Annotated in this window: 23 protein-coding genes; 3 read left to right on the top strand and 20 right to left on the bottom strand. The window is 31.9% G+C overall.

Going from position 1 to position 26,150, the window contains the following annotated elements:
- Positions 1 to 172: 172 nt before the first annotated feature.
- Positions 173 to 508 (top strand): hypothetical protein, encoded by a 336-nt coding sequence (locus RAH41_RS19450; protein ID WP_331224878.1) that lies wholly within the window; start codon positions 173 to 175, stop codon positions 506 to 508.
- 165 nt (positions 509 to 673) lie between these two features.
- Here the strand turns inward: RAH41_RS19450 and RAH41_RS19445 are convergent, their stop codons facing one another.
- A complete protein-coding gene (locus RAH41_RS19445; protein ID WP_419471634.1) occupies positions 674 to 2,251 on the bottom strand; it encodes a peptide ABC transporter substrate-binding protein in 1,578 nt (525 codons plus the stop codon).
- Positions 2,252 to 3,311: 1,060 nt separating this feature from the next.
- Positions 3,312 to 4,055, bottom strand: coding sequence for a hypothetical protein (locus tag RAH41_RS19440; RefSeq protein ID WP_331224875.1), 744 nt, complete (start codon positions 4,053 to 4,055; stop codon positions 3,312 to 3,314).
- Positions 4,056 to 4,943: 888 nt separating this feature from the next.
- Here RAH41_RS19440 and RAH41_RS19435 point away from each other — a divergent pair.
- Positions 4,944 to 6,167, top strand: coding sequence for an MFS transporter (locus tag RAH41_RS19435; protein WP_331224874.1), 1,224 nt, complete (start codon positions 4,944 to 4,946; stop codon positions 6,165 to 6,167).
- A gap of 139 nt (positions 6,168 to 6,306) precedes the next feature.
- Here the strand turns inward: RAH41_RS19435 and RAH41_RS19430 are convergent, their stop codons facing one another.
- The 15 genes from RAH41_RS19430 to RAH41_RS19360 all read right to left on the bottom strand — a co-directional run bounded on the left by RAH41_RS19430 (position 6,307) and on the right by RAH41_RS19360 (position 23,141).
- A complete protein-coding gene (locus RAH41_RS19430) occupies positions 6,307 to 6,606 on the bottom strand; it encodes an SMI1/KNR4 family protein (RefSeq protein WP_331224873.1) in 300 nt (99 codons plus the stop codon).
- Between the two features lie 230 nt (positions 6,607 to 6,836).
- Entirely contained in the window at positions 6,837 to 7,097 is a 261-nt protein-coding gene (locus RAH41_RS19425) for a DUF1294 domain-containing protein (protein WP_331224871.1), read from the bottom strand.
- A 22-nt stretch (positions 7,098 to 7,119) separates the two neighbouring features.
- Positions 7,120 to 7,596, bottom strand: coding sequence for a Cys-tRNA(Pro) deacylase (gene ybaK / locus RAH41_RS19420; RefSeq protein WP_331224870.1), 477 nt, complete (start codon positions 7,594 to 7,596; stop codon positions 7,120 to 7,122).
- A 36-nt stretch (positions 7,597 to 7,632) separates the two neighbouring features.
- Positions 7,633 to 8,568, bottom strand: a complete 936-nt coding sequence (gene rarD, locus RAH41_RS19415; protein WP_331224868.1) for an EamA family transporter RarD — start codon at positions 8,566 to 8,568, stop codon at positions 7,633 to 7,635.
- Between the two features lie 25 nt (positions 8,569 to 8,593).
- Entirely contained in the window at positions 8,594 to 10,033 is a 1,440-nt protein-coding gene (locus RAH41_RS19410) for an MDR family MFS transporter (RefSeq protein ID WP_331224867.1), read from the bottom strand.
- Between the two features lie 116 nt (positions 10,034 to 10,149).
- A complete protein-coding gene (gene msrA, locus RAH41_RS19405; protein ID WP_331224984.1) occupies positions 10,150 to 10,671 on the bottom strand; it encodes a peptide-methionine (S)-S-oxide reductase MsrA in 522 nt (173 codons plus the stop codon).
- 244 nt (positions 10,672 to 10,915) lie between these two features.
- Positions 10,916 to 12,628: an FTR1 family protein gene (locus tag RAH41_RS19400; protein ID WP_331224865.1), complete on the bottom strand. Its 1,713-nt coding sequence runs from the start codon at positions 12,626 to 12,628 to the stop codon at positions 10,916 to 10,918.
- 9 nt (positions 12,629 to 12,637) lie between these two features.
- Positions 12,638 to 13,888, bottom strand: coding sequence for an iron uptake transporter deferrochelatase/peroxidase subunit (gene efeB, locus RAH41_RS19395; protein WP_331224864.1), 1,251 nt, complete (start codon positions 13,886 to 13,888; stop codon positions 12,638 to 12,640).
- Between the two features lies 1 nt (position 13,889).
- Positions 13,890 to 14,738 (bottom strand): iron uptake system protein EfeO, encoded by an 849-nt coding sequence (efeO, locus tag RAH41_RS19390; RefSeq protein WP_331224863.1) that lies wholly within the window; start codon positions 14,736 to 14,738, stop codon positions 13,890 to 13,892.
- A gap of 280 nt (positions 14,739 to 15,018) precedes the next feature.
- Positions 15,019 to 16,326, bottom strand: a complete 1,308-nt coding sequence (locus tag RAH41_RS19385; protein WP_331224861.1) for a D-arabinono-1,4-lactone oxidase — start codon at positions 16,324 to 16,326, stop codon at positions 15,019 to 15,021.
- Complete coding sequence (locus RAH41_RS19380; RefSeq protein WP_331224860.1) at positions 16,314 to 17,489, bottom strand: alanine racemase; 1,176 nt, start codon at positions 17,487 to 17,489, stop codon at positions 16,314 to 16,316. Before RAH41_RS19380 ends, RAH41_RS19385 begins: the two co-directional genes overlap by 13 nt.
- Positions 17,490 to 18,118: 629 nt before the next feature.
- A complete protein-coding gene (locus RAH41_RS19375; RefSeq protein ID WP_331224859.1) occupies positions 18,119 to 20,392 on the bottom strand; it encodes an AAA domain-containing protein in 2,274 nt (757 codons plus the stop codon).
- Between the two features lie 711 nt (positions 20,393 to 21,103).
- Positions 21,104 to 21,979 carry a zf-HC2 domain-containing protein gene (locus RAH41_RS19370; protein ID WP_331224857.1) on the bottom strand — a complete coding sequence of 292 codons (876 nt, stop codon included), beginning with the start codon at positions 21,977 to 21,979 and terminating at the stop codon, positions 21,104 to 21,106.
- A complete protein-coding gene (locus RAH41_RS19365; protein WP_331224856.1) occupies positions 21,969 to 22,457 on the bottom strand; it encodes a sigma-70 family RNA polymerase sigma factor in 489 nt (162 codons plus the stop codon). Before RAH41_RS19365 ends, RAH41_RS19370 begins: the two co-directional genes overlap by 11 nt.
- Positions 22,458 to 22,673: 216 nt before the next feature.
- Complete coding sequence (locus RAH41_RS19360; protein WP_331224855.1) at positions 22,674 to 23,141, bottom strand: hypothetical protein; 468 nt, start codon at positions 23,139 to 23,141, stop codon at positions 22,674 to 22,676.
- A gap of 206 nt (positions 23,142 to 23,347) precedes the next feature.
- On the opposite strand from RAH41_RS19360, the gene RAH41_RS19355 reads away from it, so the two are divergent.
- Positions 23,348 to 23,782: an HIT family protein gene (locus RAH41_RS19355; RefSeq protein WP_331224982.1), complete on the top strand. Its 435-nt coding sequence runs from the start codon at positions 23,348 to 23,350 to the stop codon at positions 23,780 to 23,782.
- A gap of 137 nt (positions 23,783 to 23,919) precedes the next feature.
- Here RAH41_RS19355 and RAH41_RS19350 read toward each other — a convergent pair whose 3' ends face one another.
- From RAH41_RS19350 to RAH41_RS19340, 3 genes are all read right to left on the bottom strand, one after another.
- The gene (locus RAH41_RS19350) at positions 23,920 to 24,531 is read right to left on the bottom strand and encodes a hypothetical protein (protein WP_331224853.1); all 612 of its coding nucleotides are present in this window, start codon (positions 24,529 to 24,531) and stop codon (positions 23,920 to 23,922) included.
- A gap of 245 nt (positions 24,532 to 24,776) precedes the next feature.
- Complete coding sequence (locus RAH41_RS19345) at positions 24,777 to 25,175, bottom strand: hypothetical protein (protein ID WP_331224851.1); 399 nt, start codon at positions 25,173 to 25,175, stop codon at positions 24,777 to 24,779.
- A 225-nt stretch (positions 25,176 to 25,400) separates the two neighbouring features.
- Positions 25,401 to 25,994, bottom strand: a complete 594-nt coding sequence (locus RAH41_RS19340; protein ID WP_331224849.1) for a hypothetical protein — start codon at positions 25,992 to 25,994, stop codon at positions 25,401 to 25,403.
- Positions 25,995 to 26,150 lie beyond the last annotated feature (156 nt).

Here is a 26,150-nt window from a genome sequence, read left to right as displayed (position 1 = left end):
CTATTTAGTAAAATGGATAGGTCTACTATTTGGGGATTTTATGCTTTCAACACTTCTACTACGTTTTTTCATTACTTTTTATACACCTATTTCTTCGATTCCCTAAAATAAATAACAAAATTGAACAATTCTTCTATCTCATAGATAATCTATTTGTATGGAATTAATATTTGTGCAAAGCGGTGGTAAAATGATACCAGATTACATAAGAATTAGAGGAACTACAAAAGAAAATAGATACCTAATTATTGATTACGTGGTTAGTTGTATTAATTCATGCTCGGGATATGTTACAAACCACACTATGTTTTCTGATGCAATTATAGTTATCAATTTTGAAATAGAATTAATAGGTGTAAGTAAATTATTAAATTTGATGAATAGTAATGGAATTAAATTGTTAGATGAAAGTATTGCCGTTAAAGAAAGTTTTCCAGAAAATCTTGAGGATAAGTTTAGAAGCAAAGAAATAATGGGTTCTATACAAATATCATTTTTTCATGAATGATTAAACTTAATAGCACTCAGTTTATGATTTCAAAGATTATATAAAATCCTAAATAAAAATACTACTGAAATATACTTTCATTCCCTTCGCTTCCTCTCTCCTAATCACAAAAAAAGCGGAAACCCACCAGCATAAATACTCATGGGTTTCCTGAATACTGCAATATCACTTTACAATATACACATCTTTGTACGTATCCAATGCGGACGCATAATAAAATCCCTTTACATTTGAACGGAGAAGATACGAGGCTCCCTTTTGATAAATCGGGACAATCGCCGCATCATCCAATAGAACCTTCTCTGCTTTCTTCAATGCTTCCCAACGAGCAGGCAAATTGTATAACAGCTCACCTTTTGATTCCTGGATCAACTTGTCAAACCCGGGATTTGTATATCCTGTCTGATTGAATGCCCCATCTGTAACAAACATATCCAGGAACGTCATCGGATCTGGATAGTCATAGCCCCAACTGGATAAGGACATATCATAGTCCATCTTCTTCTCAAGATCGAGTTTCTGTGAAAATGGCTGTTGCTTGATATTGACTGTCAATCCGGAAAGATTTTTCTCAAGCTGTTCCTTTAAGTATTCTCCAATTTTCTTGGCATCTTCATTATCATAGTTAAGGAGCTCAATGGTAAATTTGTCTGTTCCAAGCTCTTTCTTCGCATGCTCCCAAAGCTCTTTTCCCTTATTTAGATCCATTTTGTTGAAAGTGCCTGTTGTCGCACGGAAATCCTTGCCATCCGGGCCTCTCGACATATTTTTTGGCACCAGATAGTCGGACGGAATAGACCCGTTATTCAAAATCACATCCGTAATCTGCTTTTTGTCAATAACCAGGCTGATTGCCTTACGAGCGTCCGCACTCTTGAACAGTTTGTTCCGTTCGTTCATCCGCAAGAAATAGCTGCGGAAATCCAGCTTTGTTCTCAATTCCTTACGCCCTTTGTATTTATCAACAAACTCCGAACTTAAGTTGACAATGTCAATCTGTTTGGATTCATAAAGGTTGACCGCAGTCGATACATCCTTTACAACATTTACGTTGACTTCCTTTAGTTTTACTTTAGCCTTATCCCAATAATTCGGATTCTTTTCCAATTTGAAGTTCTGCTCGTGGTTCCATTCCTTCAAAACAAACGGCCCATTGTATAAAACAGTGTTCGCTTCCAGCCCATGCTTCTGTCCCTGTTCTTTAACAAATTTTTCGTTTAGCGGATAGAATGTAGGAGAGGTAATCAAATCGAGAAAGTATGGGACCGGGTTTTTCAGCTGTACCTCAAACGTATGATCATCAATCGCCTTGACGCCCAGTTGGTCTACGGGCATTTTCTTATTATTTATTTCCTCTGCATTTTTCACATCAAATAAAATGTAGGCATACTCTGCCGCAGTGGCTGGGTCTACTGCGCGCTTCCATGCATAAACGAAGTCCTGAGCAGTAACTAGATTTCCATTTGACCACTTTGCATCACGCAAGTTGAATGTATATGTTTTCTTATCCTTGCTGATTTCTACCGACTTTGCCATGGCAGGCTGCGGCTTGTTTTGCCTGTCTAACCGGTACAGGCCCTCCAGAACATTGTTCATCACACGGAAGGAAACAGCGTCAGTGGCAAGTGTGGAATCCATACTGGGAATCTCAGCGTTTTCTGTTACATTCAAGACCTGCTCCGGCACTCTCTTCGTCTCCACCTTGGCAGAGGTTTGTTCTTTGTCTGTTCCGCATGCGGACATAAAAGTGCCTGTCGCAAGCACAAGGGACAGTAACAAAAGGTTTGTCCTTTTCTTCAAATGGCTCACTCTCCTTTTTTATATAAGGGCTAGAAATATAGTATGATACCTCTATAAATCAAATTATACTAAAAATTCTAAATTTTTAAATATTTTTTTCTAATTATTTTTTAGTGGTAACGCTTTCCCTACATAAACTACGAGGACTGAGGTAAATAGATTAAGTATCGCTCAAACACGATATAGAATAAAAAACGTATCTTTAATTTCAGAATCTAATAAAGAAATTTCACCACACCAACTTAGACACAGTTATGGAACTCTTTTCATGGATAACGATGCTCCCCTTTTGAAGTTATACAAAGTTTATTAGGGCATAAAAAGAGGGAAACAACTAGTATCTATGTCTAACTTAGTGGGAAACAATGGCATGAGCATGATAGTAAATACTTCTAAAAAATTGATTAAAAATCTCCTTTTACTTATTGAATTTTTAAATCTTATGTTGAATAAGAAAAAGCGATCTCCTAATGAAGTATCGCTTGTGTTAGCCATCGATCAATCCTCATATTCACAACAGTGAACGGAAGTTTTATCTTACTCCCATGATAGGTGCAGAAGGTTTTCACGTTTTGTTTTTGAATTTGTTGAATTAATTTATCAAATATAGTATTTAAGAATTTTCCTTTTACCATTTCTTCAACATAAATTAAGAAATTTGGATAGGCTGTGTTTCATTCTAATAATTGTGATACCGTTAATAAAAGTGATATAACTACTCTCCCTTTTTAAAGGAAAGAGCAGTTTGTGGTTTGAATCTGCTCTATACTCCATCAAGTATGGAAGAATTGTCCTAATAATAATCTAAAAAATCCTGATACATTAGTTTTGCCATTCTTTAAGATTATTTTCTTTTACTAATTTTGATTTACTTATGAAACTAATACCCGTTATTTCTATTTAAAAACATAATGCAACATGTAAGGACATTTAAACCGTCTTTAAAAAAAGAGTTATTAGCTCATATTAGTAATAAAGGATCTTATAAAAGATCCTTTTTTGCTTAAGACGTTGTATAAAAAACAGTAGCAGCCGCACCTTCTGAGAATGCCGGAGCTTGTGGGATTGGTATCCCATTACGTGTTGTAATTCGTACTGATATTAAATCACATGGATTAACTATTAACGATGCAGCTGGTGACATTCCGCAACAAAACGGTGGGTTTGGACCGTGTACTGTTGCGATAATTCCTGTAGCCATTGCAGTTTGAGCACAGTTTGTACTAATATAGATTTCCGCTGTTGCTACATCACCAACTGCTAAAGCATTATCTCGAATACTAAAGATCAGTCCAGTAATCACTCCAGCCCTTGGAATGACAACAGTATTTCGATTAAACATTGGCGAGGATGTTCCTTGTCCCATAAAGTCAAGATCTCCAATTGATTGATCTGTACTGAAATAAATGAAACTTTCACCCGAACCTGCTGGGCCTGTTGCTCCTGCTGGACCCGTAGCTCCTGCTGGGCCTGTTGCGCCTGCCGCGCCTGTTGCTCCTGCTGCGCCTGTTGCTCCTGCCGCGCCTGTTGCTCCTGCTGCGCCTGCTGGACCAGGTAATCCTTGTGGTCCTCTTGGTCCTCTTTCGCCCTCTTTACCTCTTGGACCTCTAGGTCCTACGCAACAACAACAACATTCCTTACATTTATCACAATCCTTACATTTATCACAATCTTTACATTTACATTTTCCTTCTTTGTGTTCCTTACACTTACATTCGCAATCATCTTTATGCTTGTCCTTCTTCAAATTACTCACCCTTTTTTTATATTAGGGCTATTCCTCAGTTAACGCATTTTGCCTTGCCAATTACCAACCACCACTATTATGATATGGCTTGTATTATAATGATGAAATAGTAGAATACCTATTTTAATTTGGTAATATATTCCAAATTAACTCTATTTTGCCTGCCTAAATTGTGGCCTTTTTACGAATTTTATTCAAGTAAACTACCATTTAGTGCAATTAAAACAGTCATCGAAGCAACTCTTGATCTTTAACTAAACTAGCTAATTTTTTATCAATAATCTTAGATAGGCCAATTACCCCTGACCATTCATTTGATAATGAAACAGAAACTTCTCTTTCGACTGGAATAAGGATTTCACTACCACCAATTACGATTTAAAAACTCCTAAATGAAACCATTAGTAGTAGAACTTAAATAATTTACTGAACGAACATAAGGAGTAATCTAGAACGTAAAAACATAATGATATGCTTTTGAATCACCCAAAAATTACTACCTCCCATGATCCTAGTTGAAGTGATAAACTCACTTTTTTGATAGTTCACTTCATTTCAAATCACACTTGTCAAAGGGTAGTATAACAACTGTTAACCATAATTTGTGAAATTAACAACGATACCCCATTGCTAGTTGGATTGAAAAAGTTCCCATTTATAAACATGAAAACTAGAAAAACTGCTAGAACAAATCGGCAAGCGCGTTCAAATGCTTGAAAAAGAAATCGAAATCTTTGGAATATAACAATTTATTTAGCTCAATATGCACTTCATTTATCCTATTTCTACTTTTTCTATTTTTATTTCGATTTTACATAGTCTTATTTTACTATTGATGAGATAATAGATTTTGTCGCATTCTATTAAGTGTAAATGGGGAGTTTTTTTATGTGGAAAAACCGAAACGTTTGGATCGTGTTGATTGGTGAATTTGGAGCCGGTATAGGTCTTTGGTTCGGAATTATAGGAAATTTGGAATTTATGCAAAAACATGTACCTTCTGATTTCTTTAAATCGGTAATTCTTTTTTTCGGTTTATTAGCAGGAGTTTTTGTTGGTCCGTTGGCTGGACGGTTAATTGATCAATATTCTAAGAAAAAGATTTTATTAATTAGTGGTTTAGGTCGAACTTTAAGTGTGATTCTTATGTTTTTTGCCATTCATTACGAAAGTATTATCTTCATGGTTTTATTTTTAGTTATGCTGCAAATTTCTGCTGCATTTTACTTCCCAGCGCTTCAAGCTGTTATACCAATGATTGTGAAAAACGAACAGTTATTAACTTTAAACGGGATTCATATGAATATTTCTACAATATCAAGAATTGCCGGAACTTCAATTGGCGGTATTTTAGTTGTATCAACCAGTCTCACAAATGTATACGGAATGAGTATGCTAGCCTATGCATTTTTATTTTTAATGACGTTCTTTCTAAAAATTGAAGAACCTACAATCAAACCAATGAATGTAGAAAAAACAAAAAAATCTAAATCCGATAAAGGATTTACTGAAATATTTGCACTTATAAGAAAAAGTCCAACAATCTTAAATTTATTTATCTTAAACCTCGTGCCAGTACTTTTCCTTGGTGGATTTAATTTAATGGTAATTGAAATAAGTGATCTTCAACATGATCCTTCCGTAAAAGGCCTTATTTATACATGTGAAGGTATCTCATTCATGATTGGAGCATTTGTCATTAAACGCTTAACAAAAAGGTTTACGAATAAACAATTATTGTACTTTTCATCTTTTTTAGTAGCATTTGCTCAGTTATCACTTTTCTTTGCAGATCACCATTGGATGACACTGATCTCATTTGCAATTTTCGGATTTTCAGTTGGATGCTTCTTTCCTGTTTGTTCAACAGTTTTCCAAACTTCAATTGACAAATCCTATCATGGTCGACTTTTCTCATTTAGAAGTATGTATGATCGAGTAACATTTCAAATCGTCCTTTTAAGTACAGGGCTATTTTTAGATACAATTGGTTTACAATATATGGTTTTAATTTTTGGAACGGTTTCGCTCTTAATTCTTGCTAGATTATTGTATAAAGATAAAAAATCGAAAGCAAATTTAGTCAATGAAACTCAAAACTTAACAATGTAATGAAAGAGGTTGTCTCAAAAAGTCAGGTTAACTGGCAGAGGCGCCTCTTTTGTTGCGATTTTCAGATTTTATTTGCAGTCCACTGTTTTTCCCATAAAAAAAAGGGGTCCATCTTGGAACACCCTCATTTTAAAAAAACTTAATATCCATAAGCAGCTAAAAATTCATTCAAACTTGAATACAGTGTAACGACTTCCCATTTTCGTTCAAATTCATAGGCAGTACATACTTCCCCTGTTTCCTCGTTGATGAAAATAACATCATCTGTTTCGTCATCGAAGCCAACTATTAACCAATTTTCTGGCCATTGTATTTTTTTACTTAAGTCTTTTTTAGCCTCGTTTAAATCTTCTTCTTTTATAAAATAGATCGTCATATTTTCATTTGAGACTTCATCTATACCAATTCCATTAATTCTTGAAAACCATTCGTTTTGCATTTTTTATTCCCCACTTCCAATAGGAAAGCCTGTATCAACCAAGTGATGACAGGCTAACTTTTTTACTTTTGTGCTTTTTTTGATTCAGACAAATTTGATTTATCTTCGTAGTTTGGTTGTTTTTGACCGGCGTTATTTTTTCTTCCACCATTTCCACGTCCCATTTCTTTCGCCTCCTTAAATTGTCATAAAAATATTTTATACAATTAAGGTAAGACTATCCCATTAAATTACAGGAAGAAAAAATAGATAACAAATTGGATAAATAGGATGATCCAATAACCAAAAACAAATTTTGGATGCTTTGTTTTATGTTTGAAATAATACATTCCTAAAATTGAACCGATCGAACCACCGATAATTGCAAATAAAAATAAAATGCGTTCAGGGATTCTCCAAGCTTTTCTTTTTGCCCGAGACTTATCATTTCCCATAATTGCGAATGAAACAATGTTAACGATTACTAAATAAAACAGAAAATACCCTACCATTTAGATCCCTCATAAGACTCGTTTATTTTGAAATTTTTGCTATTTTACTACGAGTTGTTTGTATTAAATCTTTTGCATTCAATTGAAGTTGTATACCTATTTTTCCACCGCTAACAATAATCTCTTCTATATTATTAACAGATTCTTCAATAAAAGTAGGGTATTGCTTTTTCATACCAATAGGTGAACAGCCACCTCGAACATATCCTGTACTTGCTAAAAGGTCTTTCACTGGTAATAATTCTACTTTCTTTTCTCCAGCAGCTTTTGCTGCCAATTTCAAATCTAATTCTTTTTCGACTGGAATGACAAATACATAAATTGCCTTGGATTGACTGATGGATACAAGTGTTTTATAAACTAATTCAGGATCTTTCTTTATTTTATTTGCTACAGAAACCCCATCAATCTTTCCATCATTCGAATCATAATTTAAAGTTATATAGCTTACTTTTTTTGAATCTAACATTCTCATTGCATTCGTTTTACTTAAAGCCATTTTTACTCCTTTCAATGCTACAAACATAATCTAGTTTTACGCAGAAATTGATTGTTTTTTATTACGATTTTTAAGTTTCCGTTCAATGGATTTCATAAACGGTGTAGTTGATACTGCAAAAACGATACAAGCTAACCAAATAAATGAAAATGAGATAAAGTCTTTCTTTGAGAAACTTTCATCGTATAATAAAATCCCAATTAATAAACTAATTGTTGGTGATATAAATTGCAAAAATCCAACATAAGTATACGGAATTAATTGTGCTGCTTTACCGAAAAATAGTAAAGGAATAATTGTTACTAAACCAGCACCTACTATTAATAATTGCTCGATTGGTGCACTGTGAACCAGTCCTGCTTGACCATTATAAGCTAGGAAAGCAAAGTAAAGTAAGGCCACTGGAAAAATTAATAATGTCTCAATTGTCAGGCTTAAAAAAGAATCGATATTTAAAATCTTTTTCAATAATCCGTAAAAGGCAAATGTTAAAGATAATAGTATTGCTACGATTGGTAATGTACCTGACATGATTGTTAAATATCCTACACCTATTGTTGCTAAACAAACTGAAACAATTTGCCAAATAGACAATGTCTCTTTCAATACAATTACCCCAAGTATAATACTAACTAATGGATTAATATAATAGCCTAAACTTGCATCAAGTATATGATTTGAATTGACTGCCCAAATATAGATTAGCCAATTGGTACTAATTAATAGTGAAATTGCAATCATTGATATGAATACTTTTTTATTCCTTACAACTTGCTGCCAAGTCATTTTGAATTGCTTTAATTTTTTTGTCAGAAGAATGAAAAGTATTAACGTTACAAAAGACCATATAATACGATGGGTTAATATTTCAAAAGGCGAAATATCTTGAATTAGTTTCCAATAAATTGGTAAGACACCCCATACCACATATGCAAGTACACCGTACAAAATCCCTTTAAGTGTGTTGTTCATTCTCTCCCAGCTTTCTATTTCTAAATTAGTGTGCTATTTCAACCTTTTTTTCTTCAGATTGTTCAGACGGTAAAAATAAAACGAAAATAAACGTTATTATACTAAATACCGCCATAAATAAAGTGATGATTTCAAAACCAGCAGTTACAGCTTTTACTGTGGATAAATGATTGATTTGATGTTGAGCATTCAGTACTAATTTTTGACCATTCAATACTTCTGATGCCTTAATCGTAAAAATGGTTCCTAGCACAGCAACCGTGATTGTTTGTGAAAAAGTATTTAAAAAAGAATTTGCTGCAATTGCAATACCCCGTTGGTTCATTCCTACCGCTGATGAAATTAGGATCATATAAATTGGAAAAGATAATCCAAAGCCAAGCCCTAAAAATGCATTAAATGGATAAATTAATATCATTGAATTATGGAAAAAGTTCATCCCTAATGCGCCTATAATACATAAGAAAGCACCTAATAGAATGATGTTTCTAGCCTTCATTTTCTTAATGAAACGTCCAGATAAAAAAGAACCTAATGTCCAAGCGAATGAAAGTGGAATTAACATTAAACCTGACTGTGTTGCACTTAATCCAAACACACTTTGATTATAAACTGGTAAATATACCTCGATCGAGATTAGAAGTGCATGTGCAATAAACATGGCTGCATATGTTACGACTAAATGACGAATTTTGAATAATGAAAGTGGTAATAATGGTTCCTTTGCTCTTGTTTCAACAAAAAGAAATAACCCAAATAAAATGATGGCAAATGCAAAAAGGAATAGTAAAGTTGGAGAAGTCCAGTTATGTTGCTCTCCTCCTACAACTAAAGCATATAAAGCAGATAAAGTACTTAATATAAAAAGAATGGACCCTAAATAATCAATTGAAATTGTATTTTTACGGTCGATTTTTTGATGATAATACTTCCAAAATAGAATAATAGAAATGATTCCGAATGGAAAATTAATAAAAAAGATATAACGCCAAGAAATGAAGTCTACAAAAAATCCTCCAACTAATGGACCGATAACACTTGAAACTGCCCATACTGCACTAATATACCCTTGCACTTTAGCCCTTTCTTGGAATGGATACAAATCACTTATTACCGTCATCGTTAAAGGTAATGCAGCTCCAGCACCTAGCCCTTGTATTGTACGAAATAAGATTAATTGACCCATATTTTGTGAAAAACCACATAATACTGAACCTAAAATAAATAAAATGATGCCAAACATTAATAAGTTTTTGCGACCATATAAATCCGATAGTTTCCCATAAATCGGTGTCGTTACAGTCATTGCCAACATATAAGCTGCAAAAATCCAACTCATCAATTTAACACCAGATAATTCTGTCGTAATGGTAGGTGTGGCAGTTGTAATGATCGTCCCTTCAATCGCAGACAATGTAACAGCTACCAACAACCCGATCGTCACTAGCCTTCGATTTGTTTCCATAGTATACCTCCATTCGAGAGCAGATATAAGGATTGAATTATTTTAGAATAGATAAATATTCCTATGCATACTTAAAAATAATAGAAGCTCTAATGGAGCTTCTATTCGTCCTTTGCCTACTTCTTTTTCCAATTTGATTCAATAAATTCGTCTCTTCCAGACATCGCTCGATCTTCTTTATAGTGTTTTGGATTTTTTTTATGATAGTCTTGGTGATATTCTTCAGCCTCAAAAAAAGTAGTTGCTTGTAATATTTCAGTTACGATCGGTTTCTTAAAAATATTACTTTCAATTAATTTTTCTTTTGATTCCATTGCTTCCTTAAGCTGTGAATCATTATGAACAAAGATTGCAGCTCGGTATTGTGAACCTCTATCTTGGAATTGGCCGTCTGGATCTGTTGGGTCAATTTGTGGCCAAAATAATTCTAATAGTTTTTTGTATGAGAATAATTCATCGTCAAAAGTAATTTGAACTACTTCATAATGACCAGTAGTCCCCTTTTTAACCTCTTCATACGTAGGATTTTCTAATTCCCCACCCATATAACCTGAAACAATACCATGTATACCAGGTAAATCCTCAAACGGTGTTACCATACACCAAAAACAACCACCTGCAAATGTAGCTTTTTGAATCATTTTAAATCCTCCTTACATTACCTAGTTTACATAATATTATTATATAAAACCCTCATATTTCTTTAATCTTATCTTATCTCTTTTAAAAGAATTTTTAAATATTTTAGCTCATAATTTTCCAATTTTTTATGAAATGATTTCCGTCAATCAGATTCGACGATTACTAAGCTGAAAAGACGATAAAAAAACAGACATAAATTGTCTATATGAATGACAATTATGTCTGTTTTCTTAAACTAATTTAAGCAGCAATTGATTTATTATTGTTTTTAATTCTTGTTCCAACGAACAACCAAATGACAAATAGGAATAATATTAGTTGTGGAATGATACTTTCTAGGGAAGGATAAATCCCTAGTTTAGGTATCGTTGGAAACATAGTACTCATATGGTCAGGTAAATAACCGATTCCTTGTAATGCATGAATACTTTGGCCAATGAATTTAAACGTTAAATAATAAATACATAGACTTGCGATTGTAAAAAACGGCTTTAAAGGAATAAATTTGCTTCCTTTTAAAATGAATATTCCAATTATAACAAGTATAATGATTCCACCTGCAAAACCAGTAATCAATTCTTTTGCAGTAATTGAAGAACTCATACCAATATAAAACACGACCGTTTCGGCACCTTCTCTAAATACTGCAAAAAATGACAGTAAGCTTAATGAAAGTATTCCTCCACCAGCAATTGCGGCATTTGCTTTCTCTTTCATCTTACTTCCATATTCTTGTTGACGAGATTGTTTATGTAACCATAACCCAACTGTTAACATGAAAACAACTGCAATAAGACCAGAAATCCCTTCAATCAATTGATTACTAATTCCAGCTGAGATTTTTGATAATAAGAACTGGAATAACAATCCTGCTACTAAACTAGCTAGGATACCAAAAGTACCACCAACGAAGATCCACTTACGTGCAGATTGTTGTTTACCTCTTGACACTAATGCTAGTAAAGCAGAAATAATAATTAATGCCTCTAAACCTTCACGGAATACAATTGTCCCTGCATCAAACATCGTATAAGATGTTTTCTTCGTAGCTAAGTTTAAATTGTTTTGAATTTTTTTTAATGTTTTCATTGTTGTTGCAGATTTAGGTTTTTCTGTTAACTGAGTTAATGCAATGGATGTATCATTTTCAATCTTCTTATATAATTCCATAGAATTCGATTGAACCATTACTTCAACATATGGCCAATCTTGAATGAATTCATTGAATGAAGTTTGTGCTTTCTCTGTATCATTTGATTCTACATAATTGATTGTTTGATTTAGAAGTTTAATTGCTTTTTCAATACTTACTTCTTTTGTTGAATCACTACTTGGATTATTCAATACATCAATTAATTTAGTAAAAGAATCATTTACTTTAGTAATTGAAGGATTTTCAGTAAACAAAGTTGACCTTGAAGTAATCATACTTGATTCGATTGAACCATAAAAACTACTGTTTGCTTTTCTAATATCATTTTCTACTTTAGACCATTCAATTTCAAAAAGCTTATATTCTGATTGTGCTTTTTCCCAGTTCGATTCATTTGATAACGTTTTAACATTATTTAAATGAGATACTAGTTTAGTCAGATTAATTTGAGAAAGATCTTTTTTATCATTCGTATTTTCAATCCACTTTTCTGTTTCAAAAGCTATGCCGCGAAGATCATCTTTTACTGTTGCAAGTTCATTTTGATCAATATCTTTAATCGCTTGGTCAACGAGTTTAGTTAATTTCGAAGTTTTTTTCTCATTTTTTATTAATTCTTTAATCGCTAATAAATCTGATTTCACTTTATCTTTTTCACCATTTTTAACTTCTGTTAATGAGTTACCAATATGTGAAAGTACTTGTTCTTGAAGATCAGTTTCAGCAAAAGTTTTATGAAACGGACTAATTAGTAAACTAAAAAATAGTAAACTAGCTAATAAAAGTATATTTTTTTTCATTCAATTCACCTAAAGTAATCCTTCCCCAATATAGCTTCCATGCTTAATACCTGGGAAACATGCAAATACTGCACTACCATTATGCTCAATGTATTCGTTCAATAAATCCATTTTTGCTAATTTATCTTGTAAAGGAATAAATTGTTTTTCTAAGTCTCTTTGGAAACTGACAAATAGTAAGCCGGCATCTAATTTTCCTGTTTGGATATCAAGTCCGTCAGTATAAGAATAAGATCTTCTTAAGATTTTAATTTCACCTTTGCCTCTTGCTAAGGCAACATGTGAATTGGCAGGAATCAATAATTTCCCATTATCATCTGTTTTCTTTAAATCTATTTTAGCAAATTCATTACTTTCTCCAATTGGTGCACCGGATGCTCTGTGACGACCGAATGTTCGTTCTTGATCTAGTAATGAACTACGATCCCATTCCTCAACACGGATACGAATACGTCTTGCAACTAGATAAGAACCACCTGTTAGCCAAGCTGGACCATCCCCATTTTGTACCCAAACATGTGTATTCATTTCTTTTTCATCTTTTGTATCTGGATTTCCAGTACCATCTTTAAAACCCATTAGGTTCCTAGGTGTACTACCAGACGGATCCGCTCCAGATGAGCGTTGGAAGCCGTGCTGCATCCATTTTAAACTAACAGTTCCACGCCCAATTCGAATCAAGTTTCTTACACCATGAAAAGCAACTTGTTGGTCGTTTGCACAAACTTGAACTACGATGTCCCCACCGTTCCATTCTTCTCTTAAATCATCACCAGGGAAATGTGGCAAATCATTTAACCCAGAAGGCTTACTTGATTGAATTGATAATCGGTCAAAAAATGAAGGGCCAACTCCAAATGTAAACGTAAGCTTCATTGGTTGTAAACCTGTTGCCTCCCCCGTATCAATTGGTGGTGATGAAGGAAAATCAGAATCACCTATTTCTTTACCTTCACTCATTAAAGCTGCTGCTTCAGTCCATTTTTTAAACATCGTTTTCACATCTGCTTTTGAAGTAGTTTCTAGTTTAAATGATGCCAAATATATAAAATCTTGAGCAGGAGTTGTAATACCTTGCTGCTTTTTACCATAAAACGGAAGAATTTCACTTGCATCCGCTTTAGCTGGAGAAAAGAAATTAGTTACTTTTTCAGTAGCTGCTTCAATTCCAGTTGCACCAATAAGTATACCAGCTCCACCAACTCCAATAAGTTTTAATGCATCTCTTCTAGAAACTTTATTTGTTTCTAATTTTTTCATATTATTTAACCCCTAATGTTGACCCAACTTGAGAAATCGGTTCTGCTAATGCATCAACTTGTTGAGCCAATTTTTTTACTTCATCTTCTTTTAACTGTTTGTAATTAACGTACCCGTCACCCTTTTTATAAGTATTTAATGTTGTCATTAAATCATTGAATCTAGTTTCAATTGTTGAAGCTAATTCAGCATCTTTTGCTTTTAGTTTTTCTGATAATAATTGAACGATTTTATCTGAACCTTCCACGTTAGCAGCAAAATCAGCTAAATCAGTATGTGAATATCGTTCTTCTTCACCTGTAACCTTTGAAGATGAAACTTCATTTAATAACTCTACAGGACCAGTTACAAATAATACAGGATCAATTTCAGCCGTTTCTACTTTTGCCCTTAAGTAGTTAGCATCCTTCATTAGTTGTTCTGTATATTTTTCAAGACCTTTTGTCGTATTTTGAACCCAAAGAACTTGCTCAATTTTATGGAAACCAGTCCACTCGTTAGCAGGTACATCACCTTCACGTGCATCAATTTTTGGATCCAAATCGCCAAATGATTCTGCTACTGGTTCAATTCTTTCGTAATAAGAACGGCTAATTGGATATAAACGTTTTGCTTCTGCCATGTTTCCTGCATTAATTGCATCAACGAATTTCTGTGTATTTGAAACGAACTCTTCCGTTTGAGATACAACGAAATCTCTATAATTATTAATCTCTGAATCTAAATTTATTTTTGCTTCTACTTTTGGTTCTTTTTTTACGTTACTTGCTTCTTCAGTTTTTTGTGCACAACCTGCCATCATTAAACTTGTAGCAAGAGAAATTGCGATCATAGTAGTTTGTTTCTTCATGAAAATACCCCCGAAAAATCTAAATTATATATATGTAATTGATATTGATAACTTTTCTCATTACATATCATAATACAATTGATAAATATTTTCAATTAGATTTTCATAAAAAAATGACTGAAGCTTGTTCAGTCATTTTAAAAGTACCTATTATTTAGAGCGAGTTTTCCAAATAAATTCACTTAATGTTCGTCCTTTTTAATTTAACCTCTTATATAATTAGGATATTACAGCTGAAACTATCAAATTATTTAATAGCAAGTCATCTAACCAAAAACTTTTATTCAATCTTAAATAATTTCGCTAAATAAGCATTTACAAAAATATTATTCTTATCTAATTGCCTTCGAATAGTAAGAAAGTTAGATAATGATGGATACATGTGATTTAGTTTTTCTAATTTCATTGAATGCATTTTTCCCCAATGTGGTCTGCCATTATAGCTTTGAAGAATTTCTTCTATTCTATTAAAATAGTCTTGATGAGGCATTCCTTTATACATATGGATTGCAATATACGCTGAATCACGCATAGAAGCAGGACTTATTAAAAAATGATCTCCTTTTACGAAACGACATTCGATCGGAAAATGGACGTTAAAACGTTTATTTTTAATTTCTTCTTGAATTTCTAAGGTCGCGTCATTCATATATTCAGCTGGAATACTGTATTCCATTTCGTTGAATTTTACGTTTCGAGTTGTTGAAAATATTTTATGGCTCGGTCCGACCATTCTAGAATTTGGAACACTTCTACCACTTATTTTACTAATTTGAGAACTACTTTTTGGAAAGTTTCTACTAAATTCACTTAATAACCAGAATGCTTTATTTTCAATGGTTGCTACCTTCCATTTCTCAAATTTAAATGAATGATTCTTCGTTCTAGTTTCATTCATTATTTTTACTTGAGCATGATCAGAATAAGGGAATAAGTAAAACTCAAAATGTTCATTTTCTTTTTTCAAATTTTTTAGATTACGATAAACTTCATCAATTATCACTTTTTTACTCTCATAACGATACGTTTTAGCAGGCTTTATCCTAATTTTAAATTTAACTACGATGCCAAGTAGACCTAATGATACGCCAATTGCCCTATAAATATCTGTATTTTTTGTCTTTGAACAATCGATCAGATCACCTGATGGTAAAACTACTGTCATCTCTTCGATTTGGGTAGATAAAATTCCGTGATCAATTCCTGTGCCATGCGTACCTGTTAAAAATGCTCCTGCAATCGATTGAACATTTATATCACCTAAATTTTCTTGCGAAAAACCTGATTCATATAATTCATTTCCTAATTGCTCAAGCTTAGTTCCAGCCCAAACTTCGGCAATTTGTGCCTCTTTGTTGATTGAAATAACACCATTTAAATGATCTAGTGACATTAGATAGTCGTTTGTTGAAATTAGTGGAGTAAATGAGTGACTTGAACCTACTACTCTTATTTTCTTATTTTCAGAGTTAGCTTTTTTAACGAGGTTGACAACTTCTTCAATCGATGAAGGATACAATACTTCATTCGGTTTAAACTTTACACTTCCAGACCAGTTTCTCCATAACATACTTTTCATAGGAAGCACCCCCTATCTCCTCTGTATGTTGTGAACCTGTCGATAATCTTATTTTTACTTACTATATATAAATGAGAAAAACGCTCAGCAATTTCACCAGACTTACTTGGTCTAAATAAAATTGCTTCTCCTATTTTTAATTCTTCACGACCTGAATAAAAAACTGGGGTTTGAACTTCACCAGCACCTTCTAGTGGCAATAAAGTACAATGATCTGGGGAATATGGAGTTGGTAATTTTTCTTTTCCTACAGCACCTGAAGCGATAAACCCTCCACTTGTGCATGTAAAAATCTTATCTGCTGGTTTTCGAATGATTGGTAAAGCAAAGCCTATGGCTGGTTGATATTGAAAACTTCTGTAATCATCAAATAATGTTGGAGCGTAAAATCCTGAACCTACCGTTACTTCAGTAACCACTTTTTCCTTTGTCGTCAAATGAAGACTTCCAGTACCTCCACCATTTACAAATTCAAGTTGGTAGCCATCTTTTTCAATGTATTTAACAATTTCTCTTCGTTTTTTCGCTATTTCACCTAATGATTTCTTCTTTAAAAACTGTATTATTTTATTTTTAATAAACTTATTTTTAGCATCATCACCAACACCCGCAATTTGTGCCTCATATCCCATAATTCCTTCTAATCGGACGTTCAAGGATTGTAAAATATGGGTTAGTAGCGGTACTAAATCTCTAGGTTCTTTGATTGGTGATCTTCTAACTCCAAAATGAAAACCAAAATATGATGTACTCATATCTATATCGATACAAAGTGGAATAACAATCTCATTTTTGGCTGCAATCTTTTCAATCATACTAATTTGTTCAGTCTGGTCCACCATACAAATGATTTTTTTACCCTTTTTTATTTGTAATGCAATTTTATTTAAACCGATTACATCAACTGTTGGATAACCTATTAACAAATTATCAAATCCACTTTCAGCAAGGAAATCCGCTTCATGGGGGTTATAACTCATTAATCCCTCATAACAATCATTGCTCTCTAAAATATATTTTAAAACTTGTACACTTCGAATTGATTTTGTAGCAATTCTTATTTTCTTACCGTTTGATTTAGCTGCAATCTCATCCACATTTTGAACAAAAGCATCCCAATCTAAAAAAGCACAAGGCATAGACAATTTAGAAAAAACCGATCGATCGACCATTTATTCACCTATCCCGTAGCATTTTATTATTAATTTATGCAATACATTATTTAATAAGAATAAAAAAAATTACATAGAATACTTTCTATGTAACTTCAGAGTGTTGAAATATTAAGTCAATAGGAAAACAGACTTTAATGGAACATTTAATTTTGATAAATAGCATTTTTTGAATGACCATTAAATGGTTTTGAAAGAGTATGTTAGAGCAATTTCATTAATTTAATAATACTAGAAATGATTTTTTTTAGAATATAAAATTAGAATGAGCTTTTTTAGAAAACAAATTTGATTGGTTAGTTTACTATATGATCGATATTAATTGATCTACTGATTAATATAAAACAGGTAGTTTTCACTAAGTAAAGGCTATTTGATTAGAATTTTCGCAGTCATTTTTTGATGAATAAGTTGTTTGGAATGGAGGGGTGCTCGACTCCTATGGGATTAGCGGGAAGGCTAAAGACCCCGCAGACTTTGCCGAGGAGGCGAAAGAATCTCGCCCTATGCAAAGCTAGCAACCTGTAATGGAAATCAACATCACTCTACTCCTTTTACGAAAATTTGATAATTAATTAACAAGGTAGTTTTTCAGCATGAAATAACATAGAATAGTTTCTACGTAATTTTTAAAAGTCGATAAATCCTTTTAATATTTGACACGTTAAAGGACAATTTAATCTCGCAGAGTTATTTGATTGGTTTAAACTGACCTGTGACAAAGGAATTCCATACCATATAATTTCATTGTCAATCATAATAAAAGGTTGAACTTGATCTTTTTTAATAAAACTTCTATTTTTTTGATTTTCAAAATGAGATTCACTTATAAAAAGAATAGGTATCTCAACTTCATTAATAAGTTTTCGAATATCCACAGACATCTCAGATAAATTTGGCATGGAGACAATAATTTTTTTATTCGCATTTTTAATATCATTTACTATTTCATTTATTAGGTCCATTGAATCATTTGAAAACAGTCTTAACCTTTTGGATATACTCTTTGCAAAAACCATTTCAAACGCTTCTTTACTTACCTTGTATTCATTTTCCATTTGGAATTGAATTAACTTATTAATTGTCATTTTTGAATTTGTTTTACTTTTTATAAATGGAATATCTGCAATATGAATAAATTTACCTCGCGCTCTAGTTAAAGCAACATTAATTAATCTTTCACTGTTTTGGTCTGTTAGTAGTAATCCAGGAGAATATTGTGGTTTGGTATCAACTGAATCAAAAATAATTACGTCGCACTCTGCTCCTTGAAATCGGTGAACTGTTGCGATTTGTATTGGTAATTCCCGATATTTTGTTTTCCCGATAATCTCTTTATGGAGTGCCGTAAGTAACTTTGCCTGTGCTCTATATGGCGTAACAATTCCTATTGACTTGACCCCATCTACTATACTTGAAAGAATACATTGAATTGCAATAATCGCAGATCCTAAATTATATCTAGAATTTGTATTTGAATCTTTTAAAGCATAAGTTTTTAGAAATTGTGAATTTATTAAACTATTTGCTTGCATTGGAAATGGTTTATGTTTTGCGATTTCCTGTCTTTTTTTGACTGATGGATGATCAAACACTAATGAATGATAGATTTCATTATTCGTAAATCCAGAAATGGACGGATGCATTCTCCTTTGTTGATTCAATAAAACTAAATTAAATAATGGTTCACCATTCTCTATCTTTTGGACAATACCAGTATGATGAAATAAATCTTCCTGTAACCACTTTTTAACATATTCATTATGAAAGCTTGCAGCAATTGGTGGTAATTGTTTAAAATCTCCACATACAACAATTCGTTTCCCTAATGTTGAAGCAAAGGCGATTTGTGGTGTATACGCCATACTAATTTCATCCACAATGACTAAATCGAACTGGCGTAAATAGATTAATGGATCAATTGAACATTTTGATAAGGTAGTTCCAATCACTTTTGCTTGATCAATCAATTCTTTTTCTTTTTCACGAATTTCCCCTCTAATTTTATTTAACTTAGTTTGAATTTTACTTAAATCATCTAATTCTTTTTTTGAGGCTGCACCTCTTCTAGCTTTTCTTAGCATCGAGTGCTTTCGTTCATCTAAATTTTCTAACTCATATTGATTTACGCTTCCATTTACCTCAACAAGTTTTGAAGAAAGGACATCTTCGTGTTGTAATAACACTTCATCTTTTGTATAACCGTAACGGACAATCTCTCCACTTTTCCATGTATCTTTCTTTTCTAATTCATGAATTACATTTTTCATTAAAACATCTACTGCAGCATTCGAATGGGCAATTACTAAAACTGACTTATTTTTTTCATAATGTTTTAAAATAATATTTGTTAAATTGTATGATTTCCCTGTACCTGGTGGTCCCCATATATATGTTGTGGCATTATAAAATGAACGATAAATTAACTCCTGCTTTGTTGAACTTTCTTTCTTCATTTTACTTAAATGTTTAGCAGTTGAATTCGCATTCATTAGCTTCATAATTCTTTTTTGTTTACTACGATAATCTTTTATTTCCTCAAGTCTTTCAATTAATTGATCTAGTAACTCCCATGGTTCATTAAAAAGTTCAGCATATGGAATCGTCGAAGTAATTCTTTCATTTATTTTAATTTCAACTTGTGAGCCTTTAAATGACAATAATTCACCTTGATACTCTTGATTTTCTATTTTTATTCGAACAGGCGTTCCTTCTGGGACAAAAATTTCTGCATAAATCGTAAACAAGATAACTGTACTTTGTCCAATTTGGTATAGTGGAGTCCCCTTAGAAAGGGTATAACTTCTCCCACCATGAAATTTTAAATAATTTCGTTCCGCTTCAATTGCAGTTTGCCAATCTGCAATTAACTTATTTACGTCATTTAGTGTATTTACAATCATTTATTTCACCTTATTAATTTTAAAATTGATAGTTAAAGATTTTTCTTTAGTAACTCAGCTTTCGTTAGAGAGTTCCATTATATAAAAAAAACATTGTAACAAACAAACGCTCCTTTACTTTAAAAAGTTTAAAGTTTTATAGTAATTTACTTATCATACACTAGCCTTCTAATAAGTTAAAATATTATTGATTTTTTTCCAAATGAAAAAGAGAATGAATTCATTATGAAATCATTCCTCTCGTATAGTATGAAAATATATTGGTATTTCTACTCAATGACTAGCTAAGCATTTTTCAAAATCCGCCTTAAACTGTAGAATAGCATCGATATTTAAAGCAAAAACGTGGACACTGATATCAAAATTAGTAATAAATTCGTCAGATCCTTCACTTAGCTCCTTACAATTTCTTCACTATCAGACAATAATTTGAAATTGTAAAATAGCTTGTGTAAGTCAGTCTCACTAAAATTAAGAAAAACAAACTAACTATTTAGTTGGTTTCCTTCTAAAAATTTAGTTACATATTCTATCGGTTACTATTAAAATATAGGCTCTGTTAAAGTAAATTGTTGATTTTTGAACTAAAGAATAAGACCACAAAAATATTAAAGTGGTCTTTGCTTTTCCTTATGAAACTAACGCATGAGTTAGTTTAATAAGAAATAGTATAAGGCACGAATAGTTTAATAAGATTATTTGATTTTAGGGTTAGTCTAATAAACCTTTAAGCTGACTATTGTTTTTCTTCAAGAATAACCAAACAATACATAGAACAGTAAAAATAGAGAACAATAAGATGGGTAGCTGATAGAAGCTCCAAGTATTAGGTCCATAATATTTTAATTGATGATACTTCTCTATGATATTTTCGTATGAAGTCTTATATTCATACTGAACTACCCAATTACCGTTCTCCATTACCACAGTTCCTAAATCATAATCACTTGGGATTATTTTTTCTTTGCTTCCAATAATACCTTCATTTCCAATTACAATTGCAGCTTTTTGATAATCAATTGGGTAAATTGTTGTGGGTTGATTTCTTACAAGAGCGTTTTCCTTAATCCAATCTTCTACATTGGTATTAGGAAATATAGCCAACAAATTTAGTTTTCCATTATACTTTTCAAATACTTTAAGAAGTTGTTCTTCTTTTTGATTTGTAAGAACACTAGAGTCTCCAAGAACATTGATTGCATCATTCATAATGGCTTTTTTTTCTTGCTCTACTACACCAAGCTTGTTTACTTCTTCTTTATATTTTTTCATTTCATTATTCGAATTAGCTAGAAAGTAAATCCCAAACAACAATGAGATGAGTGCAAATATAAGTATATAATTAGTAAATTTCTTCTGGAAGTTTAAAAATCCAGATACTTTTTTAAACGGTTTTTTCGTCTCCAACCTTTCAATTTTATAAATCTCATCGGATATATTGATATCGGATTTCATAGTATCTAATATTTTTCCGCAGGTTAAACATGTAGTTAAATGTTCTTCAATAAACTGATTGCTCTCTTTGCTACATATATTGTCTATATAAGATGGTAGTAGATCCCTCACAATATTACACTTATTGTTCATTCTCCATCTTTCCCCTTTCCCTTAATTTAATTTTAGCCCTATAAAAAGTAACCCTTGCCCAGTTTTCATTCTTCAATTGAATTTCACCAATTTCTTTATAACTAAGTCCTCCTAAAATTCTAAGAAGTAAAACTTCTTTATATGGTTCTTCTAGTAGGTGGATTATTCGGAATAGAGCAACTTTATCCTCCGAATTTATCAATTCAGTTTCAGGTGAAGTATGTATGGAATTCTCTTGGTAAATCTCTTTTCGTTGCTTCTTGTTTTTTTCTAGGTACTTATAGTAAGAGTGCTTCGCTATTTGACATAACCAAACTGACATCTTACATCCACCATTATAACTATCAATTGACCTCACAGCTTGATAGAAAGTTTCTTGTGTTAATTCTTCTGATAAATCTGTATCATGGCAAAGACACATCAAATACTTAAAAACGACTTCTGCATAATTATTGTAAATTTCATTAAGATCTCCCAAGGCTTTTCCTCCTTTCGCTCTATATATCCGATTAAAGTCATTTTTGTTACAAAAAATATGATATTTTTTATAAATTTTTTCAACAGCAATAAAAAACCGCCAACTATTGGCGGTCATAATGGTTAATTTTAACATATTTACTTATGTATTTTACTAGTCTGCTATCATAAATTAGACCGCTGCAGTCCACCTCATGCAACTATCGCTAGCGTTAGTTTAACAATATTTTTTCTTTATAATCTCAATTGAAGGCTGGTCGATTCCCGTAATATTTGATATTAAATTTAATTCAATTCCCTCTTTTAGTGCTTTTCGAACTGTTGTTAGGTTGTGTCTTATGTCTGAAATTCTATGATCTAAAAGGATATGGTCAAAAACTAAGAAATCATCTAATATTTCTCCATCCAAATCGAATTCAAGAGTGTATGTACCAATCTCTTTATCAAAGTAATAAATATCTACTGTAAAAAACACAAACGCTCCAATACGAGAAAAACTATGCTTTAATTCAATAGAACATTCTTTAACTTGAATGAATTCTTCGTACAACTTTCCTTTAAATGTGTCCAAGTAGTCGTATTTTTCTTCTTTAAGCCATTTCCTAAAACTTTCCCAAAATCCATTTATAGTTCTATTTTTTGCATCATTCTTTTGTTCCCATTCCATTAATGTATTAGCGTTCAATCTCACCACTCGCTTATTTTTTAAAAATTTTATTTAAAAGTTTCGTCGATATTCTAATTCAACAAACGCAAGCAATAGTTGAAGATCCAAACTGCTTAATTGCATTTTTTTATTGAAGTAAATGGCACTTTAGTTGAACAAGGAGTATTAAGTAAGTGGATATTTTTGGTAAAATGTTTTTTGAATACTTACTAAAGGAGATACTTATGATTATAAACTCAGAATGTTTAGGTTGCAGACTGTCTAACCAACTTGAAACAGTGAATATTGTATATGAAAATGAATATGTTTGTTGCATTTTGGATATCGAACCTTTTAATGAAGGACATACTTTAATTCTTCCGAAAAAGCATTATTTATATACCGAAGAGTTAGATGTTGAAATAGCAAATGCTATTATGATAGCATCTATGACCATTTCAAAGGCAATAAAAAAATTATTTCATCCTGATGGTATTACTATATGCCAAAACGGTGGAAAATTCAACGACTTGACGCATTATCATATGCACGTCATACCGAGGTTTGAAGGAGAACCATTATACTATGAGGAACAAAAGGATAATATCAAAGAAAAAGCTAAATTTATAGAAACGAAAAATAGGTTAAAAGACATGATCGAAGAGGTTATCGTGAGGTAAAGTGAATTTTAGAACTTATGTAACTAACGCATTGCGTTAGTTACATAACTTTTGATTATTTATAGTTGTTTTTATTTTGAATTTAATGCCTTTTTCTTTTACAATAATCAACATTTTTAAAATTTAATAAAAGTTATTCAATATTCTTTTAAATGGTTATTACTGAAAAAATAAACCCATGATCCATATTTTTCTTTAAGTATTGCTTCGTTAGTATTTCCAATTTCCACCATTTGCTCTGTCAGATTGCTAATTTGATTAGTCGGGTTTATGACCACCTTAGACGAATTACTAATTAGAACAGGACGATTTACATTTATAGAATTCTTGGGTTTTCTAATTCTTCCCCATTTTATTTCTGAATTATTTCTTATTAATACCTCAGCAGTATAAATTGCAATATCCATAGCAAGAATTTGTGTTCCAATACTTAAATCTTGAGTCTCTATTTCAATTATGTTTCGAAGTTGTTCAGGAATATTCAATTTCTCGATGATGATCTCTTCTTGTGTCTTTTCGTTAATTTCAATTTGATCTAAGAACCAACGCCACAATGGTATCAATGATAAAGGACTAAAGTCAAGAAATTCATTTGAATCATCGGTCGTATGTTTTATTGCTTTTTGTAATAAATCTAGCCGTATAGGTATTTGACTCTCAAACCAATTTAAAAGTGCTTTCGATTCTTTAGCACTTAATTCTCTAAAAGATTTTATTTCAAATGGTGGTTCCATGATTGGATATTCCATAAAGTTATTTACCTCACTAATTATTTAACTATTTTATACTCCTAAATTATCAAGTTGGTTTAAGGAAAATCTTTCTCCTATTTTCCCCACCATAGCGCTTCCAGTTTTGAACAATTTATCTTGATTTCAATGATTTTACCATTTTCCTTTATGTAAATATACTGCTATTTTGTTCCACAAAAAAATCGGCTAAAGAGCCGATCATGTTGTTCAACTAAAGCACTGCGTTAGTTCAATAAGAACAGTTATTCGTTTTCGTAACAACTAATTGATAAATGTATACCTAACTCTCCTATTAACTTAAGAGCTTCTGTTTCTATAGCAAAATTGCATTGTTCTTTATAAAATACACCTATAACAAAATCAATATCTTCTACTCCACATTTTTTAATATCATCTATAAAATCATATAATGTCTTTGCAACCCAATAAATCTTATTATTATAATCCAAATACACTATTCCTTCAGGGGGACATAGAACACCTGACCCATATTTTATAGGTTGTCCCTTAAAAGGACCTTTTGTTCCAATTTCTCCTACTTCTTTTTTCTGAATCAGTTTTACTCCAGTTAATTCTTCTACCTTTCTTGGAGAAAATTTGTCTCCAGATAAATGACATCTAACATCTAATTCTTCTATCATCTATATCCTCACTTTTTTAATTATTTCAGTAAATTAATTTGTTTTTAAATTAATTATATCTAAAAGTAAAAAATCCTTCATCAACTCTAACAATTAAAAAAAGTCGTATTAGCGACTCGAGAACTTATTGAACTAACGCATGCGTTAGCCAACCATTAATCCAGAATTCACAACAGTGAATGGAAGTTTAATTCGTTCTCCCATAGTAGTTGCATAGGTTAGAGTTTATTCTTTTTTTATTTCAATATTTTTATAGATTTTTTTCAACTTTGGAAGAACTTCATTTAGAAAAGTGCAATTCTTATTTTCAACAAAAATTAATTCATTACTTTCCACACCTTCTACAAGCTTAATTCCAATTCGGTAAGTGTTAAAATCATGATTCTGCTTAATAAATACACACATAAACTCATGTTCCATTGTTGTTATTTTTAAAGCTCGTATAAACTCTTCTTTTGTTTCAGGTTTTATCCATGTTGTCAAAGGCTCATTACGCATTTTCGGAGTATGTTCCAAAATCCATTCTTCATTTAAAAATACTGCTTTTCTATTAAGAAAATCAGCTTTACCGTTGTTCTCTTCTTCTTCATCTTCAGGAGGCATAGTTGAATCAATCATATCAATCATTGATTCATAAATTCTCTTTAAATTTTCGTCTATTAATTCATCTAATTTAGTTATATCGAAATCATACAATTTATATCCAAATAAAACGACCTCATCGTCTTCTAAGATGATATTTAGGAAATTAGCTTGTTCCTCAAAATCATAATTAAATGGTCTTAGAACATAGTAATAATTCTCTTTATAGAGTTCCATAATATTTCCTCCAATTACCATTACTAACAATATACTTAATGATTATTAAGAGATATATTACCATAAAATTTTCCTTTTTTCTTATTCCACTAATCTGCCATTTCGTATTATATGGTTAGCCAGAATTTTCTGGTTGACCTATTTTTTATAGGTTAT

Origin of the sequence: Gottfriedia acidiceleris, from assembly GCF_036421055.1 — a bacterium.
GTDB lineage: Bacteria > Bacillota > Bacilli > Bacillales > Bacillaceae_G > Gottfriedia > Gottfriedia acidiceleris_C.
The sequence above is the reverse complement of the archived record's forward strand: the minus strand, read 5'-3'. Positions and strand labels throughout refer to the sequence as shown.